Origin of the sequence: Paraburkholderia sp. JHI2823 (assembly GCF_038900695.1) — a bacterium.
GTDB classification, from domain to species: domain Bacteria; phylum Pseudomonadota; class Gammaproteobacteria; order Burkholderiales; family Burkholderiaceae; genus Paraburkholderia; species Paraburkholderia mimosarum.
In genome coordinates, this window is record NZ_JAYMRY010000026.1 from 44,557 (window position 1) to 64,039 (window position 19,483).

Below are 19,483 nucleotides of genomic sequence, written 5' to 3' on the forward strand. Positions count from 1 at the left end.
ATGCAGCAAGGCCAATCGCTGCTCCATCTGATGTCGTTCAGCGATGGAGGATACGGTAGCGCGTTCGCCTCGGCGTTCGCGCTGACTTTTGCCGTCTCGGCCGGTTCGTTCACCGTCGGCTCGGGCCTCGGCATTGGGGGTGCGCTTGCGAAGCTGTCGAAGTCACCATGGCTGCGCGTGGCGTCGCGCAGCTATACGACCGTCGTACGCGCATTGCCCGAGCTGCTGTTGCTGCTTGTCGCGTTTTACGCGGGCGCTCCGGCGCTCGAGGCGCTCGCCCGCCACGCGCACCTGGTGTCGCCCACGTTCGAGTTCGATCCGTTTGTCGTGGCCGTGGCGTCGCTTGGCTTCATCCAGGGCGCTTATCTGACCGACATCTTTCGAGGTGCGATGATCGCGGTGCCGGCCGGGCAGATCGAGGCGGCTCACGCTTTCGGCATGAGCCGCATACAGGTATTTGCGCGCGTGCGCCTACCGCTCGCCGCACGGCTCGCGCTGCCCGGCGTCGGCAACATTTGGCTCAACGCGACGAAGGATGCATCGTTCATCAGCGTCCTGGGCTCGTTCTCCGATTTGCTGAAGACGAGCGCGATGGCCGCTGGCGCAACGCGCCATTACCTCTTCTTCTATCTGGTGACGGCAGCCTTTTTCCTGCTGCTGAGCCTGATTTCCATGGCGTTCTTCGCGCAGCTCGAACGGCGCGCGAATCGGGGCGTCATGCGTGCCCATTGAAGCGAGTTGACGAGCCGATGCAAGCGGGGCTGTTTTCGTTTTCGTTCTTACGCGATGAAGTGATGCCGAAGCTTCTGGCGGCGCTGCCGGTCACGCTCGAACTTGCGTTCATCGCGGCGGCAGCGAGCGCGGTCATAGGGTTGCCGCTCGCCCTTTGCTTGTGCTCGCGGCGCACGCTGCTGCGCTGGCCCGCGCGGGTTTGGGTAATCGTTATTCGGGGTACGCCGCTTCTGGTGCAGATCTATCTGCTCTACTACGGCTTCGGACAAATCGTGCCGCGTGAATGGATGCGCGACAGCTGGGCATCACCGCTCTTGCGCGATGCATTCTGGTACGCCGTCGTGGCGTTGAGCGTCAACGAGAGTGCTTATGTGGCGACGGTGTTACGCGGTGCGATCGGCGGTGTGCCGCATGGTGAGATCGAGGCGGGCGAAGCCTTTGGCATGTCCCGCACGAAGGTGCTTGCGCGAATCGTCGTGCCGCGAGCCTTCCGTCTCGCGTTTCCAGCGTTGGTCGGCGAAGCCGTCTTGCTGTTGAAGTCGACGGTACTCGCATCGACGATCACGGTATTCGACGTGCTGGGCACTGCGAACGCGCTGCGTTTTGCCACGTTTCGCGTTTATGAGCCGCTCGCGGGCGCTGCAATCGTCTATGTGGTGCTCATAGCCGGCGTGACGTCCGCAAGCGCTGTCGCCGAGCGGCGGCTGAACCGGTATCTTGGGATGGCGGGCTGAAGGCGGTGCGCCGCTTTCATATCGCTGCCTGCGACAGCTGGTCTTGAGAGCGCGGCAATGCCGAGGCAGCACAGCCACACAGGAACAATCCAGATCCCAGGCGCACGATCGGAATTACGGGCCGGCAGGGTGCGTGCAACCGCTTGCGCCGGGACCCACAAAGCGTGGACGTTTGCGAATCTGCGTCTTGCCATTTTGTGTACACGAACGCTGCCGCCGTATATGCAAAGACAAATAAGTCATTTCAAATTCAATGCGACGCTCTCCATACTAATTTAAGCGTGTGCCCGGCAAACGAGGGCTGCGCGCGCGGGTAGCTACATCAACGTCTGAAGATAACGATTAAGACCAGACAGGGGCAGATCATGAGTCATACGTCGCTTGCCAGCAACTCAGCCAATGGTACGGCCGCGAACGCGGCGTCCGTGCAGGAGCGCCGCAGGCCGTTCGGAACCGAGGATTGGTGGGCCGTTGCCGTAGGCCTCTTCGCCATAGCCGTCGCGTACGCGCTGTTCGCTTCGGGTGGCAGCATCAAGGCGCTTGCCGTTGCGCCGGCTCGATGGTCGGAATTCGGTGCGCTCGCTCACGACCTGGCGGCGCACGCGGGAAGCTATCTCGCGCTCTTCGCCGCGTTTGCCATCGTATTTTCGGTTGCGATCGCGGCGCTCGGTTTGCCGGTCTTGCAATTCGTGTCCGGATTCGCGGTCGTGTTCGTGGTATCGGCGCTGATCTTCTCGCTCGGCGCGTGGACCCAGGCGAGCCATTACAACCTCGAGCCACCGTTGATCGCGCTTGCGCTGGGACTGGTCGTCTCCAACGTGTTCAAGGTCCCTGCCAGGTTCGCGGCCGCGTTGCGCGTGGAGTTCTACATCAAGGTTGGCATCGTGCTACTCGGCGCGGCGCTGCCGCTCACGCTGATCGTCTGGGCGGGGCCCGTGGCCATTGCTCAAGCCAGCATCGTTTCGCTCACGACGTTCTTTGTGATTTACGGCGTGGCGCGGGCATTGAAAATCGATCAACGCTTCGCTGCGGTGCTCGGCGTGGGCGGCGCGGTGTGCGGTGTCTCGGCGGCCATTGCGATCGCGGGCGCAGTGCGCGCTCGCCGCGAACAGACCTCGGTGGCGATTACGCTCGTGGTGGTCTGGGCTATCGTGATGGTGTTCGCGCTGCCAGCGCTGTCGCGCTCGCTCGGACTGCCGACAGGCATCGCCGGTGCATGGATCGGAACCTCGGAGTTCGCGGATGCGGCGGGCATTGCGGCTGCGCAGGCCTACGGCGACTTCGCGCGCCACGCCACGGGAGCGGTGGCCGGTGCGCCCGATGCATCGCTGCAGGCGTTCGTGCTGATGAAGGTGGTGGGGCGCGACATCTGGATCGGCATCTGGGCTTTCGCGCTCGCGATTGTGGCCACCGTGCGCTGGGATCGCGAGACGGGCGCCGAAGTGCAGACACGGACGAGCGCAAAGGAAATCTGGACACGGTTTCCCAAGTTCGTGATCGGTTTCGTGATCGCATCGGCGTTTGTCACCTGGGTCGCCTCCCACTACACACTGGCTGAATATCGAAGCGTCGTCACGCCGGTATTCGTCGCGCCGATCGTCGCATTGCGCACGTGGGTCTTCACGTTCTGCTTCCTCAGCATCGGGTTGACGACGCGCTTCGCGGCACTGTCTTCAACCGGCCTGAAGCCACTCGCGGCGTTCACGGCCGGCGTGGCGGTGAACGTGGTGATCGGCTACGTGCTCTCGGTACACGTTTTCGCGCCGTATTGGCTCGCGCTCGGACGATGAACGCGCACGATGCCACCACGGAGCCGACAAGCACGCGCGATGCCACTCCCGGGCATTGCGCGCGCTGCGCACATTGGGCCAATGACCGCGCGCTCCTGGAAGCGCGCTTCGCCGGACTGGCTTCGTTAGGCTCTGCTTACGGCGCTAGCGTGGGTGCGAGCCGGCTGTGTCTGCGGCATGATCGCCTGACCATGCCCGCCGACCATTGCGCGGCGTTCGTGGCGGCCGTTGGCGCAATGAAACCGGCGCTTCCATGACACCGGCTTGAGGTTGATCCGCCGCATCGGCGAAGACCGGTTTGTCGAGGATCTGGAAGCGCATGAGGCGCGTATGAGCGCCCCGGTCGCCGCCGATTTCGAACCGTCCCTGTACGCGGACAATGTGTACCGCGAAGACCGCGTCGAGCTGGCGCCGTCGCGGTAACGGAACGGCTCACACGCCGATCGCAGCCGCGCGCTTTTGCGCGAAGTCCCAGCGCTCCGCGCGCGCCGGCTCCACCGGGGCGGGCAGCAGATGCGCCTTGAAGAACGTATCGGCGATTTTCTGCTGCTCGCCGAAATTCGCGGCGCTGACCTCGCGCACGAGATAGCTTCGGCGCGCGTTGGCGCGCTCGATGGTGGCCGCATCGAGACCCCAGATCGGCGCGAGCAGCCGCGCGGCGTCCTGCGGCGCGCTTCGCACCCACTGGCCGGCGTCGCGCAACTGGGCATAGACCACGGCGATCACTTCGGGCCGCGCCTCGGCGAAACGCGTGGAGGCGAGATAGTAGCGCTGGTAGGTGGCAAGCCCCTTGCCGTCGGCGAGAACGCGCACGTCCGGCTGCTGGTCGACGGAGGCCACGTAGGGATCCCACGTCACCCACGCGTCGACGCTGCCGTTCTCGAATGCGGCGCGCCCGTCCGCGGGCGTGAGGTAGTGGATGCGCACCGCTTCGGCGGGCACGTTCGCCTGCGCGAGCGCCGCCAGCAGCAGATAGTGGCTGCCGGCCGCCTTCGTCACGGCAATGTCCTTGTCGCGCAGGTCCGCGAGCGTGCGCAGTGCGCCCGCACGCTTGACGATGATGGCCTGTGCACCGGGCGAGGGCGCCTCCTGAGCGACGTATACAAAGCGCGCACGGGCGGCCTGCGCGAAGATCGGCACGGTGTCGGCAACATCGGCGCTGAAGTCCACGGCTTCCGCGTTGAGCGCTTCGGTGAGCGGCAGGCCGCTCGCGAACTCGCTCCAGCTCACGCTCACGCCGAGCGCCGCGAGCGCGGCTTCCAGCTTGCCTTGCGCCTTGAGCACGGTGATGAGCGTCGACGACTTCTGATAGCCGATACGCAGCGTGGAAGCGGGGGCGGCGAACGCGAGGCCCGTGGTCGCCGCGACGCCGAGGATCGATCCACGAATGAGCAGGCGTCGGCGCGAAGGAGAGAACATGGCGGATACAGACGATTCAGTTGGTGAAGCAAAAATGCTGAATGAGGTTTGCGCACAAGACAACAAAGCGATTCTGCTAAGGATTCGCGCGGGGGCGTTTTAGCCAGGCTAGCCAGTCATTCCAACGACGGGACATGACTTGATCCGTTTTCACGGTTTCGATAGCAGCAGATATTGGATTGTCCGTGACGGGCGCGATCAGAAGAACGCGCCCGTTGGCGGCAGCTGGCCGGTCAGCAGATTCTGGCCGAGCAGGCGCTCCTTGTAGAGCCGCGGGTTGTGCGAGGCGATCACCTTGATGTTGCGCCAATGCCGGTCCAGTGCGCCCCCGGTCGATACCACCGAGCCCGAGCCGAGATCGATGAGCCAACTCGCGACTTGCGGCGCGAGATCGTCAATCACGACCTTGGCTTCCGAAGCCGCGAGCGTCGCGGCGAGCGTGGCGGCGTATTCGTCGCTCGTGCCTTCGCGTTCCGACGCGCGTTGCAGAGCCAGCACGGCGCGATCCGCGCTTGCCTCGATGCTCGCGGCGTACGCGCGAATACGCCCGAGCAACGCCTGTAGCGCCGGTTCGTCTGCGGGATGCGCTGCCTCGCCATGGTAGAAGTTTCGCTTGCGCGCACGCAACACTTCCACCGCATCGAGCACCACGCGCCGGACGATGCCGGCAATGCAGTTGGTCAGGTAGACCTGGTGAAACGTGAAGCCCCATGGTGCAGCTTCCGGTCCTTTCGGCGGGTCGGGCGCATAGACATGCGCGGGCTTCACCGCGACGTCGCGGAATCGCGCAGTGCCGGAGCCGGTCAGGCGCTGGCCGAAACCCTGCCAGTCGTCCTCTTCGCTCACGCCTTCGCCACGCTCGAACACGTACTGCACGGTCGTGTTCGCACGGCTTTCGACTGCGACGCCGACGAATGCATCGTTGTACAGATTACCGGTCGCGTAGACCTTGTCGCCCGAGCCCAGATACACCCCTTTGCGCTCGTCCCATTGCAGCCGGCTCAACACGCGGCTCGGCCGCGCGCCGGCCGCCGTTGCGTCGCTATCGACGAAGCTGAGCCCGATTGTCTTGCGCTGGCGCACGAGATCGAGCACGTGTGCATGGAACGGCAGGGCGCGGTGCTTGAGCGCCGCCTCGACCTGCCAGAAGTGATTGCGCAAAGCATGGGCGATGTTCGAATCCGCCGCGGCGACGTCGCGCGCCACGGCGAAGAGCTCGCTCAATGACAGGCCGCGGCCGCCGTCATCGGCGCTCAGGCGCAACGCGCCGAAGCCGAGCGCCTTCAGCGTGGCGATCTCTTCGTGCGGCAGGCGCTGCTCCCGCTCGCGCTGCGCCGCCGTTGCCGCGATCGCGGCTATCGCTTCGGAGAACCCGAGCGTGGCGGACAAGGGCGAGACGAGTGCAATCGCGCCGGGCTGGAAGGTGGAGTTTTCAGGCATGCCTCATCCGGTTCATGGGGCGTCATACCTTGACGCTGTAATCGGCAACCTTGATGGGCGCGTTGATGATCTTGCGTTGCGCGAGCCAATCCGCCGCGCGCTGAAACTGCGACATGAAGGCCGCGTCGTCCGGTTCATGGAACTGGTTCACGCGCTTCAGGCTCGTCAAGTAGTCGCGCACCTGGTCCGGATACTTCGCTTCTCTTTGCACGAGCAGTTCCGAATCGGCGGCATGCGCCGACTGCCACGCGCCTTCCACGTAATACGCATCGACCACGGCGCGCACCAGCCCCGAGTTTTCTTCGGTGAACTTGCGTCGCGTCACGAGCGAGCTGTAGTCGATGAGGAAGTCGAGATCGCGCCCTTCGATAAAGATGTCCTTCGCGTCATTCGAGTAGCGAGCGATATCCACGCCGGGCGACCACATCGACCACGCGTCGACCTTGCCCTGCGCGAACGCCGGCGCCGCATCGGGCGGATTCAGATAGACGAACTCGACCTTGTCACGGTCGACGTGATGCTTCTCCAGCGCTGCGATCACGAGAAATTCGCCCAGGCCCGAGCGGTTCACCGCGACCTTGCGGCCGGCGAGATCGGCAACCGAGTTGATGCCGCTCGACTTCTTCACGATGATGGCGGTGGAGCGGGGCGAATACACGTCGAAGGCCGTGAAGACGATGGGCGAGCCCGCCAGCATGGCGGCGAGCGCGGGCGTGGTCGACCCCCAGAAGCCGAAGTCCGCGCTGCCGCCGACCACGGCCTGGATCGACGGCGCGTGGTTCGGAAACGGGCCGATCCATTCGACCTTGATGTTTTTCGCGGCGAGGGTTTTCTCGAACACGCCACGTTGCCTGGCGATGTCGGGCAACGCGCCGTAACCCCAGCCAATGCGGACCGTGTCGGTGTTGCGCGTGAGCTTGCGGGGCGGCTCGGCCGCCCGCGCGGGAAGGAGACTCGCGGCGGCGGCGCCGGCCAGCAGGCCCCCCGCCGCGCGCAGAAGCTGGCGGCGGGTCAACGAAGCATCATTCATTTTCGGGCAGTTCCTTGTGTAGTGAGGGAACGTTTAGTGGGACTGAACGCCCAGTTGCTCTAGCAGCGTGAGCCGCAAGGCCTGCGGCGTGTGGTTCTGGGTGTGGAACGAAGCCGCGATGCGCCCGGCGCGCATGACGAGAATCCGGTCCGCGAGCGCGAGCGCCTCGTCGACGTCATGGGTCACGAGCAGCACGCCTGGCGCGTGGCGCGCGACCAGTTCCTTCACGAGCCCATGCATCTTGATGCGCGTGAGCGCATCGAGCGCGGCGAACGGTTCGTCGAGCAGCAGCAGAGCGGGATCGCGCACTAGCGCACGCGCGAGCGCTACGCGCTGCGCCTGGCCGCCGGAAAGATTGCGCGGCCAGTCGTCCTCGCGGCCAGCCAAACCGACTTCGGCGAGCGCCCGAGTGGCGCCAGCTCGCCCGATGCTGGACTCGTGGCCGAGCGCGACGTTCTCCCACAAGGAGGCCCAGGGCAGCAGACGATGTTCCTGGAACACCACGGAAGGCCGCTCGGGCGCGCGGATCTGCCCGGCATCCGGCTCGTCGAGGCCGGCGAGTGCGCGCAGCAGCGTGGTCTTGCCGCAGCCGCTTTCGCCGAGCAGCGCGACGAATTCGCCTTGGCGGATATCGAGGTCGAGTGCGTCGATGACGACGCGCTCGCCATAGCAGCGCTGCAGGCCGCGCACCGATACGGCCGACGGCGACGCGGGGGCTTCGTTTCCGGCGCGATGCGCGCCACTCGCAGGAAAGGACAACGCAACAGTAGAGGTCACCTATTCGCTCCCTTCGCGTAATTCGCGTGCCACGAGAGGAAGCGGGCTTCGAGCGAGCGAACCAGGGCGTCCGCGGCGACGCCGATGATCGCGTAAATAATCATGGTCAACAGGATGACGTTGGTTTGCAGGAATTCACGGGCGTCCATGGCGAGAAAGCCGATGCCTTTGGTTGTCGCGAGTGTTTCGGCGATCACGAGGGCGAGCCATGCGTGAGCCAGCGCGTAACGCACGCCGGTGAGAATCGAAGGCATGGCGCCCGGCAGAATGATCCGGCGCACCACCGCTCGCCAGCTCAGCCCGATCACATCGGCGAGCTCCATCAGCTTCGGATCGATCTGACGAATGCCGAGCATCGTGTTGATGTAGATGGGAAAGAGCACGGCCAGCGCGACAAGAAAAATCTTCGCGACTTCACCCACGCCGAACCACACGATGACGAGCGGCAGCATGGCGAGAAAGGGGATTGCGCGGACCATCTGGATCGAGCGGTCGACGAGCGCCTGCGCGAGCCGGGAAAAACCCACCAGTACACCAAGCACGAGACCGATCGTGCCGCCGATCAGGAAGCCGGTCACCGCGCGCAGCAGCGAGACGCCCAGGTGAACGAACAGTTCGCCGTTGCGGGCAAGCTCCCACGCCGTCGCGGCTACGCGGCTCGGCGCAGGCAGCACTTGCGGCGTGACCCAGCCCACGCGCGCCGCGAGCTCCCAGACCACGACGATCAGCGCGGGGATGGCCCACGAGAGCCAGGCGTAGAAGCGGTCCGTCGAAAGCCGCGAGGCGGCCCGCAAAGGCGGGACATAGCGGTTCGAAGACGAGGTGACATCAGCCATGTCGGTTCCGTAGTTGCCGTATACAGATACAAGCGGTAGTGAAAAGCCTTTTGTGCGGACGGGTGCCCGTTCAGGGCGCGGCCGAAGGCACGCCCTTCACCAGGCCCGATGCCTCGAGCGTGCCGTGCATCTGTAACCGCTGGTCGCCGGCCTGATCGTGACGGCGGATACGGCCACCGGCAACGTTGCAGCAATCGCGACAAGAACGCGGACATAAGCGCGGCGCATGAAGGATCCGCCGGGGTAATCCGGATGACGAAAGAGCACGATACGGAGCGCTCTCGCATAAGGCAAACGCATTGTTCTTCTAAGGAAATATGCGTTTCGCAAATGCGCCGCGGTTTGAACGCAGCGCCGCCGAGCCAACGCAGTTATCTGTGGCAGGAATTAGGAGCGCAGGATTTGATCGTTTCAACGGCGTCTGGCGGCTTATAACATCGGCCGCATCGCCATTCCTCTTCGATTACAGTCGAACCCGCCACGCATGAACGCACGCCGCCACTTCATCAAAATTTCTGCCGGAGCCGCAGCGCTCGCTGCATTGCCTGTGCTCGGCACGTCGCCGGCGAGAGCAGCTAGCGCTTCGCGCACGCTCCGCATCGGCAACCAGAAGGGCTATCTGACTCTGCTCAAAGGGCGCGGGACGCTGGAGAAGCGCCTCGCGCCGCTGGGTGTCACGCTCACGTGGACCGAGTTCGCTGCGGGGCCCGTGCAACTCGAAGCGCTAAACGTGGGGTCGATCGACTTCGGCGACGTAGGCGAGGCGCCTCCCATCTTCGCCCAGGCCGCCGGCGCGCCTCTCGCCTATGTGGCGGCCACGGTGCCGCGGCCGCAATCGGAAGCGGTGCTCGTGCCTCACACATCGGTTATTCGCAGCGTGCCCGATCTCAAAGGCAAGACGATTGCGCTCAATCGCGGCAGCAACGTCCACTACTTCCTTGTGAAGCTGCTGGAAGCGCACAACCTGCAATATGCCGACGTCAACTTGGTATTCCTCGCGCCAGCCGACGCCCGTGCGGCTTTCGAGCGCGGCTCCGTCGACGCGTGGGTGATCTGGGATCCGTTTCTCGCCGCCGCGCAAAAGACACTCAACGCCCGCATTCTCGTCGATGCGAGCGGCGTGGTCGGCAACCGCGCCTATTATTTTTCGTCCCTGAGCTACGCGAAACAGAACCCCGACGTGATCAAGATCCTCATCGACGAATTGAGCCAGATCGACCAGTGGGGGCAGGGCAACCGGGCGGCGCTCGCAGCGGAGCTCGCGCAGCTCTGGGGGCTGCCCGATGACGTGGCAAACGAGGCGATCGGGCGCGTGCACTTCGGGACAGGTCCGATCACGAAGGCGATCCTCGCCGAGCAGCAGCAGATCGCGAATACGTTCTTCGACCTCAAGCTCATTCCGAAGCGCGTGAACGTGCTGGATGCGGCACCGGTGGGGCTCGCATAGCGTCAATCGAGATCGCGGGCGCCAACCATGCACTCCGGCCGAGCGCCAGAACCGGCGCTCCAGGCGCCATCGCACCGGCGGCGCGCAGCCAGGCGAGGCGGATCACGCCATCGCCTACGCATCGCGGTGGGCCCGGCTATGGAGCGACCAGCGTGGCAAACCGACAGCGTGTTGACGCGCAGGCCGTGTTTTCACGCCTCGTTGGCCGGTGTTCCATATCGTCCCCGGGACTTTCGACGTGAAAAATACTTCGTTCCCTGAAGGGCGGCGCACCTCTACAGTCCGGGCATCGCCACCGCCGGCTCTCGCGGCATTCAGGCGATGGCATAACGAACATGAAGGAATTCGACAATGAAGAACAAAATCTGGGGTGCAGTGTTTCCCGCACTGCTGACGGGGCTGCTTGCCGTTGCATCGAACGCGGCGCACGCCGATCGGCTCGATGACATCAAGAAGGCGGGTGTGCTGCGCGTGGCCGCGTTCGACAGCAATCCGCCGTTCGGTTTCGTCGATTCGAAGGACAATCAGATCGTCGGCCTCGACGTGGACTACGCGCGCGCCGTTGCGAAGCGCCTGGGCGTGAAGCTCGAAGTGCAGCCGACCAATCCGGCAAACCGCATTGCGTTCCTCAAGTCGGGCAAGGTCGACCTCGTGTTCGCCAACTTCACGATCACGGACGAGCGCAAGAAAGAAGTCGATTTCAGCACGCCGTATTTCGCTTCGGGCACGCAGTTCATCGCGAAGAAGGGCACGCTCAAATCGCCCGATCAGCTCAACAGCCTGCGCATTGGCGCAGACAAAGGCACGACCAACGAACAGCAGGTGCGCGCGAAATATCCGAACGCAACCATCGTCGCCTATGACGACACGCCGTTTGCGTTCGCGGCGCTGCGCACGGGCAACGTGCAGGCCATCACGCAAGATGGCCCGAAGCTCGTCGCGCTATTGGCGCGTGTGCCGGACAAGCAGAACTACGAGATTCCGGCCTTCACCATCTCCAACGATTACGAGGGCGTTGGCGTGCCGAAGGGCGAAACGCGTCTGGTCGACGCCGTGAACGACACGCTCACGCATCTCGAAGCCGACGGCGAGGCCGCGCAAATCTACGACCGGTGGTTCGGCCCGAAGAGCGCAGCGCCGCTGCCGCGCCTCTTCAAGATCGGCGATCCACAGAAGAGCAGCTGATCGCTCTCTTCGTGATTCGGGCCCGGGCCTCGCTCCATCGAGGCTCGGGCTTTGTGCTTTCTGCTTCCCGCGTGCTGATTCATGCATACCTGGCTTGAACCCAAGTACTTGTCGTGGCTTGAACAGGGCCTCGTCGTCACCTTGCTGCTTTCCGTTTGCGCGGGACTCTGCGCGACGCTGCTCGGCTTCGTTCTGGCCATCGCGCGCACGACGCACAAGGCTGCGATTGCGAGCGCCGCTTCACTCTATGTGTTCGTGTTCCGCAATTCGCCGTTGCTGGTGCAACTGCTGTTCTGGTACTTCGGCGCGGCGGCGTTGCTGCCAGCGGAATGGATGACGTGGTTGAATACGCGCCATGCCCTGACGTGGGGGCCTATCTCCTTGCGCTGGCCCAGCTTCGAATTGTTGGCGGGCTGGATCGGCCTCACGTGCTATACGACGGCTTTTATCGGCGAGGAATTTCGCGCCGGCCTGCGCGGCGTCAGCCAGGCGCAGGAACAGGCCGCCGCCGCGCTCGGCATGGGGCGCTACACCGCGCTGCGTTACGTGATCCTGCCGCAGGCGCTGCGCATCGCGACGCCGCCGCTCGCGGGCCAGTACATGAATCTGGTGAAGAACTCGTCGCTTACCATGGCGATCGGCGTTGCGGAACTCTCATACATGTCGCGCCAGGTGGATACGGAAACGTTCAAGACGTTTCAGGCCTTCGGTATCGCGACCGTGTTTTACGTGCTGACCATCGCGGCCATCGAGGTGGCGCTCGTCGTCTGGCAGCGCACCGGAAACCGCGCCTTGCAGCGAGGCCGTGCATGAATGCAATCGACTGGTTTTCGACGCTGCGCTACCTGCTGCTGGGTGCCTTTCCCGCGGGGCCGCTGGGCGGCGTCGCGCTGACCATCGTGCTGTCGCTGACATCGGCCATGCTCGCGGCGTTGGTCGGTCTGGCGGGCGGCATTGCGCTCGCCATGACGCGCGGCATCGCCCATCTGGCGCTCACGGCAGTGGTGGCTTTCTTCCGCGCCATCCCCGTGTTGATGCTGATCTTCTGGACTTTCTTCCTCATGCCGATTCTGCTGCACGTCGACGTACCCGGTCTCGCGACGGTCGTGTGCGCGCTCGCGCTGATTGGCGGCGCGTACCTCTCGCATTCGGTGCACGCGGGCATCGTATCGATCGGCAAGGGGCAGCTTGATGCCGCGCTGTCGCTCGGTCTCACGAGATGGCAGGCGCTGAGGGAAGTGGTCCTGCCGCAAGCCGTGCGGGTGATGATGCCGTCGTTCGTCAATCAATGGGTCTCACTGATCAAGGACACGTCGCTGGCTTACATCGTAGGCGTGCCGGAGTTCACCTTCCTCGCGAATCAACTCAATAACCGGTTGATGGTGTATCCCGCGCAGATCTTCCTGTTTGTCGGGTTCGTCTATCTGGTCTTGTGTGGTGTGCTGCAGTGGCTCGCAATCGCGCTGCTGCGACGCAAAGAAGCAAGCGCCAAAGCGCGGCGTTCGATATGGCGCAATTGCATCTCACGCCTGCGCCCATTTGCATAGCAGTTTTTATTGGTTGGAACCCGGGCGGCGCACTCGCATAGTGGAATCCTGATGGCTATAGACGGCGGCGGTCCGAGCGTCGGAACGCTGCCGCACACCTTAAGGAGGCACTGATGACAGTGGAATTGCATGAAAAACCGCTGCATGCGGATCTGGAAGCGGCGCGCGCCGTCGCGCAGGCGGCCGGCGTGCCGTATGCCGGCGGCGTGACGCCGCAGCAGGCCTGGGCGCTCCAGCAGGCAGGCGAAGCGGTGATCGTAGACGTGCGCACCGCAGAAGAACGCAAGTTCGTTGGCCACGTGCCGGGCACCTTGCACGTGGCGTGGGCGACCGGCACGAGCTTCACGCGCAATCCGCGTTTCGTTCGCGAACTGGAAGCGAAAGCGGGCAAGAGCGCGGCCATCGTCCTGCTGTGCCGCAGCGGCAACCGCTCGGCGCAGGCCGCCGAGGCGGCGGCCAAAGCGGGCTTCGCCCATGTGTTCAACGTCACCGAGGGCTTTGAAGGCGACCTGGACGAAGCAGGGAAGCGCGGCCTGCGCAATGGCTGGCGTTTTCATGGCTTGCCGTGGGTGCAGGACTAGCGTCTCAACGCACGCTGGACCATTCATAACGAACAACGAAGAGGGAACGGGTGTGAGCGTATTTCATGTCGCGGAAGTCGTCGATGCACTGCAGGAAGTGCGTCAACAATGGCGGGAACGCCAGCGTCGCGCGCTGGAGCCGGGCGGCCGCGACTTGCCGGCGCGCGAGGCGCTGGCCGAGGTCGTCGAAACGCTCAAGGGCGTGCTGTTCCCCATGCGGCTCGGGCCGCCGGACCTGCGTCAGGAAAGCGAAAACTTCTACGTCGGTCACGCGCTCGATGCCGCGCTTCACGCGCTGCTTGCCCAGGCGCGGCTCGAACTGCGCTACAAGGCGCGTCACGCCGAGACCGATCACGGCAAAATCGATGCGCACGCATTGGCCGCCGTGCGAGCGTTTTCGGCGCGCCTGCCGGCAATCCGCAGCTTGCTCGATAGCGATGTGCTGGCAGCATTCAACGGCGATCCCGCCGCAGGCAGCGTCGACGAAGTGCTGCTCTGCTATCCGGGCGTGCTGGCGATGATCCACCACCGCCTCGCGCACGAACTCTACAGGCTCGGCTTGCCGCTGCTCGCGCGCATCATCTCCGAACTGGCGCATGCGGCCACCGGCATCGACATTCATCCGGGCGCCCAGATCGGCAGCGCGTTCTTCATCGATCACGGCACGGGCGTCGTGATCGGCGAAACGGCGATCATCGGCGAGCGCGTACGCGTCTACCAGGCCGTGACGCTCGGTGCGAAACGCTTTCCGCGCGATGCGGCCGGCAATGTCGAGAAGGGGCTGCCGCGACATCCCATCGTCGAGGACGATGTCGTCATTTACGCGGGCGCGACCATTCTCGGGCGCGTCACGCTCGGCCGCGGCGCGGTGATTGGCGGCAATGTCTGGCTGACTGAAGACGTGCCTGCGGGGGCGCATATCACCCAGGCGATTTCGCGGCACGAAGTGCGCGCGCCGGCCGGCGCACGCGGCGCGGCCGCCACCGCCGCGCCGGATGCCATCGCAGCGGGCGCGGCACGATGAGCGCCATCGTCCACGACTTTGGCGCAACCGTACGCCGCCTGCGCGAGGCGCACGCCTGGTCGCAGGAACGGCTCGCCGAGCACGCGGGGCTGAACCGCACCTATGTCGGTGAAATCGAGCGCGGCAAGGCCATCGCCTCGATCGTCACGGTCGAAAAACTCGCGCTGGCCTTCGGCGTTGGCATCGCGGAGTTGCTTGCGGGTGGCGCCGCAGGCGCAGCGAACGGCATCGCGCTTCCCAGCACTCAGTTGTCCTCCCGGGCGCTGCCGCCTATAGCCGGTTGATCTTGCTCCATTGGCTCCTGATAATCTGCCGTCGTCATAAGTAAAGCAGTTTTCGTTATAAGTAACCGGAGCCCTTCTTTATGTCCACGACCTTGAGCGGTCAGAACGCGCTTGGCGATAACGCCGCGCGGCAACTGGCGAATGCCACCAAAACCGTCCCGCAGCTTTCCACGATCACGCCGCGCTGGCTGACGCACCTGCTGCAGTGGGTACCGGTCGAAGCCGGCATTTATCGCCTGAATCGTGTTAAGGATCCCGAAGCAGTTCGTGCCACGTGCACGGCGCGCGAGGATGAGGGCACGCTGCCCACGACGTTCGTGCCTTACGAAGAACAGCCGCGCGAATACTTCCTCAACGCGGTGAGCACCGTGCTCGACGTGCACACGCGGATTTCCGACCTGTACAGCAGCCCGCACGACCAGATCAAGGAGCAGCTTCGTCTCACGATCGAGACGATCAAGGAACTGCAGGAAAGCCAGCTCATCAACAATCCCGACTACGGCCTGTTGGCGAACGTCGAGGAAGAGCAACGCATTTTCCCGCTGACCGGCGCGCCCACGCCCGACGATCTCGACGAACTGCTCACGAAGGTATGGAAGGAGCCGGCGTTCTTCCTCACGCACCCGCTCGCGATCGCGGCGTTTGGCCGCGAATGCACGCGGCGCGGCGTGCCGCCGCCCACCGTGAGCCTGTTCGGTTCGCAGTTCCTCACCTGGCGCGGCATTCCGCTGATTCCTTCGGACAAGGTGCCGGTTGCCGACGGCAAGACCAAGATCCTGCTGCTGCGCGTGGGCGACAAGCGCCAGGGCGTGGTGGGCCTTTATCAGCCGGGCGTGGCGGGCGAGCAGGGGCCGGGGCTTTCGGTGCGCTTCATGGGCATCAACAACCAGGCGATCGCGTCGTACCTGATCTCGCTGTATTGCTCGCTGGCGGTTCATTCGCCGGATGCGCTGGCGGTCCTCGATGACGTGGAAATCGGCAAGTACCATGACTACCCTGACACCTACCGCTAACCCAACGGAGATCGCGCATCCGCCGTTGCCTGGCGGCCTGCCGGACCCCGCCACGCTCGCGCGTCTCGCCAACGAGTTCTTCAGCACGTTGCCGGGCGGCGCTGGCGCGCCTGGCGTGACGGCTGGAAGCGGCGCGGTTGGCGGCGTGCCGTCCGCGTTGCCGGCGGCCGCGCCGATACTCGCCTCCCTAAGCAATCCGGCGCCGGCGGGCTCGCCGCTCGCGGGACCCGGTGGCACCGGCACGGGCGTGCCGGGCTTCGCGCCGCCGCAGGGCAAGGTGCCGGGCGCGAATCTCGCGCCCTCCGCGCCAACCCATGTGCTCTCGCTCGGCAATCGCGTACCCGCGCTGGCCCCACATGCGGCGGCGGCGAACGGGCTGCCGGACAACGCGGTGAGCGTGACGCCGGCGCTGGAGCCGCGCGCGGGCGGCGCGCTGCTTGGCGTGCCGCAGTCGTATGCGGTTTCGGAGCGGCCTGAACCGGTCCGGCCCACGACGAGCGAGCGTTCGCCGTTCTACTTTACTGAAGCCGCGGAGAACGGTTGGCGCGGTGCGGCGCGCGATATCGAGGTGCCCGCACAGGGTCTCGCGTCACCCGAGGCGTTCGGCTTGCCCGGCGACGACGCGCTGCGTGGCCTGCTGACGCTCAATCATCGGGACTACGATGCAAACGGCGGCCCCGCGCGATACTTTCTCGACGAACGCGCGGCCGCGCCCGGCGGCGCAGAGAGCACGCTGCCTGCGGGCGCGCATCCGCCTTTCGATGTTCACGCGGTGCGCCGCGACTTTCCGATCCTGCAGGAACGCGTGAACGGCAAGCCGCTGGTGTGGTTCGACAACGCCGCGACGACGCACAAGCCCCAGGCCGTGATCGATCGCCTCGCGTACTTCTATGCACACGAGAACTCGAACATTCACCGCGCGGCGCACACGCTCGCGGCGCGGGCGACCGACGCATACGAGCATGCACGCAAGACGGTGCAGCGCTTCATCAATGCATCGTCGCCCGAAGAGATCGTGTTCGTGCGCGGCACGACCGAGGCGATCAACCTGATCGCGAAGACCTGGGGCGTGCATAACGTGGGCGACGGCGACGAGATCATCGTGTCGCATCTCGAGCACCACGCGAACATCGTGCCGTGGCAGCAGCTTGCGGCGCTCAAGGGCGCGAAGTTGCGCGTCATTCCGGTCGACGATTCGGGGCAGGTGCTGCTCGACGAGTACCGCAAGCTGCTCAACGACCGCACGAAGATCGTTTCGGTCACGCAGGTATCGAACGCGCTGGGTACGGTGGTGCCGGTCGATGAGATCGTCGAGCTTGCGCATCGCGCGGGCGCGAAGGCGCTGGTCGATGGCGCCCAGTCGATTTCGCACATGCGCGTGGATGTGCAGGCGCTCGATGCGGACTTTTTCGTGTTCTCGGGCCACAAGATCTATGGGCCGACCGGCATCGGCGTGGTGTACGGCAAGCGCGAGGTGCTGGAAAGCATGCCGCCGTGGCAGGGCGGCGGCAACATGATCCAGGACGTGACGTTCGAGCGGACGGTGTTCCAGCCGCCGCCGTCGCGCTTCGAGGCGGGCACCGGCAATATCGCCGATGCGGTGGGACTGGGCGCGGCGCTGGACTATGTGAGCCGGATCGGCATCGAGAACATCGCGCGTTACGAGCATGATCTGCTTGCGTACGCAACGAGTGTGCTCGCGCCGGTACCGGGCGTGCGCCTCGTGGGCACGGCGCGCGACAAGGCCAGCGTCCTGTCTTTCGTGCTGAAGGGCTACAGCACCGAAGAGGTGGGGCAGGCGCTGAGCCGTGAAGGTATCGCCGTGCGTGCGGGGCATCACTGCGCCCAGCCCATTCTGCGGCGTTTCGGTCTGGAGGCCACCGTGCGGCCCTCGCTCGCGTTCTACAACACCTGCGAAGAGGTCGATGCGCTCGTGTCGGTGGTTCGCGCGCTGGCGCCACGGCAGTAGAACGACCCGGAGCGGCGTTGCCTGACGCCGCTCCGCTTACTCTCTCCCTTTATTGGCTCGCGATTCTTTCGCTTCTCTATGCGGTTCCTGACGGCGTGCAGACGCTGAATGGTCGTCACTTCGTGACCGACAGGAACCGGATTCTCGCGCAACTTACCGAGCGTCACAGCTTTCCCAAGGTGCATTGAGCCGGATCAATCGCGCCGCGGCTGTGGCGCCTTCCGCGTACGCTCAGAACGAGGGCAGCGCCTGGGTGAGCGTGGAGACGAAGCGTGCCGTGCGTGCATCCTGTGGGCGCGCGAAGAGTTCATGCGACGGACCCGCTTCGACGACTACGCCATCCTTGAGGAAAACAGCGTCGTGCGCCACGGAAGCCGCGAGCCGCAAGTCATGCGTTGCCATCAGCATGGTCGTGCCCTCCAGCGCGAGTTGCCTCAGCACTTCGACCACTTCGGCGGAAAGCTCCGGGTCGAGCGCCGAGGTCGGCTCGTCGCAGAGCAGCACCTGGGGCGAGGGCGCAAGCGCGCGGGCTATCGCCACGCGCTGCTGCTGGCCGCCCGACAATGTAGAGGGCCACGCGTCCGACTTCTGGGCAATGCCCACTTTCGTGAGCAGCGCGGTGGCGCGGTCGCGGGCGCGCTCCTTGTCCCATTTGAGGACCGTGACGAGGCCTTCCATCACGTTCTCGATGACGCTGAGGTGCGGGAATAACTGGAAGTTCTGGAACACCATGCCGGTATGGCGGCGCACCGAGGCAATTTCAGCGTGGGAGAGCGGCCGGCCGCGGCTGAATTCGAGGCGGGCATCGCCCACGCTCAGGCTCCCGGAGTCTGGCACTTCGAGCAGATTGATGCAGCGTAGCAGCGTGCTCTTGCCGCTGCCAGACGGTCCGATCAGAGCCGTGACGCTGCCCGCTTTGAGCGTAAGGTCGATGGCCGCAAGCACCTCGTGGTTGCCGAACGACTTGTGGAGTTGCTCGATGCGGATCATCAGCGCCCCGCCTGGAACAGGGCATGGCGGCCATAGCGCGCTTCGAGCCGGCCTTGTGCCTGCGAAAGCACGGAGCTGAACACGAGATAGATCAGAGCGGCCTCGGTGTAGAGAATCAGGGGTTCGTAGGTCACGGCGGCGATCCGTTGTGCAGCCTGGAAGATTTCCGGCACGGTCAGCACGGCCGCGAGGGACGTGTCCTTCACGAGTGAGATGAACGAATTCGAGAGCGCGGGCAGCGCGACGCGAATCGCTTGCGGAAGGATGGCGCGGCGCAGTGCCTGCGCGCGCGTCATGTTCATCGAGTAGGCGGCTTCCCACTGACCGCGCGGGATCGATTCGATCACGCCGCGAATGACTTCCGCGTTATAGGCGCCCACATTGAGCGAAAAGCCGATGATGGCTGCGGTCAAAGGATCGAGCACGATGCCCACGTTCGGCAATCCATAGAAGATGACGAACAGTTGCACGAGCAGCGGCGAGCCGCGAAAGAGCCAGATATAGAAACGCACGGCCGCGACGGCCCAGCGTTGCCCGAAGAGGCGAATGAGCGCCGCGAAGAACGCGAGCGCCATGCCGATCGCAAACGAAGCCAGCGTGAGCGGGACGGTGAAGACCAGTCCCGCATAAAGCAGTGGCCACAACGATTGCGCCATCAAATGCAGCCATGCCGGCATCGCTCAGT

The 19,483-nt window shown here is 64.8% G+C and carries 21 protein-coding genes; 14 read left to right on the forward strand and 7 right to left on the reverse strand.

What is annotated here, in order from left to right; all coding sequences use genetic code 11:
- The 4 genes from VSR34_RS24730 (at nucleotide 1) to VSR34_RS24745 (ending at nucleotide 3,679) form a co-directional block, all read left to right on the forward strand.
- The gene (locus tag VSR34_RS24730) at nucleotides 1–732 is read left to right on the forward strand and encodes an ABC transporter permease subunit (protein WP_342963804.1); all 732 of its coding nucleotides are present in this window, start codon (nucleotides 1–3) and stop codon (nucleotides 730–732) included.
- 62 nt (nucleotides 733–794) lie between these two features.
- Complete coding sequence (locus VSR34_RS24735; protein WP_036020322.1) at nucleotides 795–1,466, forward strand: ABC transporter permease subunit; 672 nt, start codon at nucleotides 795–797, stop codon at nucleotides 1,464–1,466.
- A gap of 365 nt (nucleotides 1,467–1,831) precedes the next feature.
- Nucleotides 1,832–3,256: a putative sulfate exporter family transporter gene (locus VSR34_RS24740; protein WP_342963805.1), complete on the forward strand. Its 1,425-nt coding sequence runs from the start codon at nucleotides 1,832–1,834 to the stop codon at nucleotides 3,254–3,256.
- Nucleotides 3,257–3,526: 270 nt separating this feature from the next.
- Nucleotides 3,527–3,679, forward strand: coding sequence for a hypothetical protein (locus VSR34_RS24745; RefSeq protein ID WP_342963806.1), 153 nt, complete (start codon nucleotides 3,527–3,529; stop codon nucleotides 3,677–3,679).
- 9 nt (nucleotides 3,680–3,688) lie between these two features.
- Here VSR34_RS24745 and VSR34_RS24750 read toward each other — a convergent pair whose 3' ends face one another.
- The 5 genes from VSR34_RS24750 to VSR34_RS24770 form a co-directional block, all read right to left on the reverse strand.
- A complete protein-coding gene (locus VSR34_RS24750) occupies nucleotides 3,689–4,675 on the reverse strand; it encodes an aliphatic sulfonate ABC transporter substrate-binding protein (protein ID WP_028213927.1) in 987 nt (328 codons plus the stop codon).
- Between the two features lie 198 nt (nucleotides 4,676–4,873).
- Nucleotides 4,874–6,115 carry an acyl-CoA dehydrogenase family protein gene (locus VSR34_RS24755; protein ID WP_342963807.1) on the reverse strand — a complete coding sequence of 414 codons (1,242 nt, stop codon included), beginning with the start codon at nucleotides 6,113–6,115 and terminating at the stop codon, nucleotides 4,874–4,876.
- Between the two features lie 22 nt (nucleotides 6,116–6,137).
- The gene (locus VSR34_RS24760; protein WP_342963808.1) at nucleotides 6,138–7,145 is read right to left on the reverse strand and encodes an NrtA/SsuA/CpmA family ABC transporter substrate-binding protein; all 1,008 of its coding nucleotides are present in this window, start codon (nucleotides 7,143–7,145) and stop codon (nucleotides 6,138–6,140) included.
- A 33-nt stretch (nucleotides 7,146–7,178) separates the two neighbouring features.
- Nucleotides 7,179–7,904 carry an ABC transporter ATP-binding protein gene (locus tag VSR34_RS24765; protein ID WP_238328036.1) on the reverse strand — a complete coding sequence of 242 codons (726 nt, stop codon included), beginning with the start codon at nucleotides 7,902–7,904 and terminating at the stop codon, nucleotides 7,179–7,181.
- Nucleotides 7,905–7,918: 14 nt separating this feature from the next.
- Nucleotides 7,919–8,758 (reverse strand): ABC transporter permease subunit, encoded by an 840-nt coding sequence (locus tag VSR34_RS24770; protein WP_028213923.1) that lies wholly within the window; start codon nucleotides 8,756–8,758, stop codon nucleotides 7,919–7,921.
- A 484-nt stretch (nucleotides 8,759–9,242) separates the two neighbouring features.
- Here VSR34_RS24770 and VSR34_RS24775 point away from each other — a divergent pair, with 484 nt between their 5' ends.
- From VSR34_RS24775 to VSR34_RS24820, 10 genes are all read left to right on the forward strand, one after another.
- The gene (locus VSR34_RS24775; protein ID WP_028213922.1) at nucleotides 9,243–10,205 is read left to right on the forward strand and encodes a sulfonate ABC transporter substrate-binding protein; all 963 of its coding nucleotides are present in this window, start codon (nucleotides 9,243–9,245) and stop codon (nucleotides 10,203–10,205) included.
- Nucleotides 10,206–10,556: 351 nt separating this feature from the next.
- Complete coding sequence (locus VSR34_RS24780; protein ID WP_342963809.1) at nucleotides 10,557–11,390, forward strand: ABC transporter substrate-binding protein; 834 nt, start codon at nucleotides 10,557–10,559, stop codon at nucleotides 11,388–11,390.
- Nucleotides 11,391–11,471: 81 nt separating this feature from the next.
- On the forward strand, nucleotides 11,472–12,203 hold the full coding sequence (locus VSR34_RS24785; RefSeq protein WP_028213920.1) for an amino acid ABC transporter permease: 732 nt from the start codon (nucleotides 11,472–11,474) through the stop codon (nucleotides 12,201–12,203).
- Nucleotides 12,200–12,937, forward strand: coding sequence for an amino acid ABC transporter permease (locus tag VSR34_RS24790; RefSeq protein WP_342963810.1), 738 nt, complete (start codon nucleotides 12,200–12,202; stop codon nucleotides 12,935–12,937). Before VSR34_RS24785 ends, VSR34_RS24790 begins: the two co-directional genes overlap by 4 nt.
- Nucleotides 12,938–13,050: 113 nt before the next feature.
- Nucleotides 13,051–13,518, forward strand: a complete 468-nt coding sequence (locus tag VSR34_RS24795; RefSeq protein ID WP_342963811.1) for a rhodanese-like domain-containing protein — start codon at nucleotides 13,051–13,053, stop codon at nucleotides 13,516–13,518.
- A 52-nt stretch (nucleotides 13,519–13,570) separates the two neighbouring features.
- Entirely contained in the window at nucleotides 13,571–14,542 is a 972-nt protein-coding gene (epsC, locus tag VSR34_RS24800; RefSeq protein ID WP_051391076.1) for a serine O-acetyltransferase EpsC, read from the forward strand.
- Nucleotides 14,539–14,826 (forward strand): helix-turn-helix transcriptional regulator, encoded by a 288-nt coding sequence (locus VSR34_RS24805; RefSeq protein WP_051391075.1) that lies wholly within the window; start codon nucleotides 14,539–14,541, stop codon nucleotides 14,824–14,826. Before epsC ends, VSR34_RS24805 begins: the two co-directional genes overlap by 4 nt.
- 80 nt (nucleotides 14,827–14,906) lie before the next feature.
- Entirely contained in the window at nucleotides 14,907–15,839 is a 933-nt protein-coding gene (locus tag VSR34_RS24810) for a family 2A encapsulin nanocompartment shell protein (protein WP_028213917.1), read from the forward strand.
- A complete protein-coding gene (locus tag VSR34_RS24815; protein ID WP_342963812.1) occupies nucleotides 15,814–17,808 on the forward strand; it encodes a family 2A encapsulin nanocompartment cargo protein cysteine desulfurase in 1,995 nt (664 codons plus the stop codon). The genes VSR34_RS24810 and VSR34_RS24815 overlap by 26 nt, the downstream gene beginning before the upstream one ends.
- A 17-nt stretch (nucleotides 17,809–17,825) precedes the next feature.
- Entirely contained in the window at nucleotides 17,826–17,996 is a 171-nt protein-coding gene (locus tag VSR34_RS24820; protein WP_155836930.1) for a hypothetical protein, read from the forward strand.
- Nucleotides 17,997–18,039: 43 nt separating this feature from the next.
- Here VSR34_RS24820 and VSR34_RS24825 read toward each other — a convergent pair whose 3' ends face one another.
- Nucleotides 18,040–18,798 (reverse strand): amino acid ABC transporter ATP-binding protein, encoded by a 759-nt coding sequence (locus tag VSR34_RS24825; protein ID WP_342963813.1) that lies wholly within the window; start codon nucleotides 18,796–18,798, stop codon nucleotides 18,040–18,042.
- The gene (locus tag VSR34_RS24830; RefSeq protein ID WP_342963814.1) at nucleotides 18,798–19,475 is read right to left on the reverse strand and encodes an amino acid ABC transporter permease; all 678 of its coding nucleotides are present in this window, start codon (nucleotides 19,473–19,475) and stop codon (nucleotides 18,798–18,800) included. The genes VSR34_RS24825 and VSR34_RS24830 overlap by 1 nt, the downstream gene beginning before the upstream one ends.
- Nucleotides 19,476–19,483: the final 8 nt, after the last annotated feature.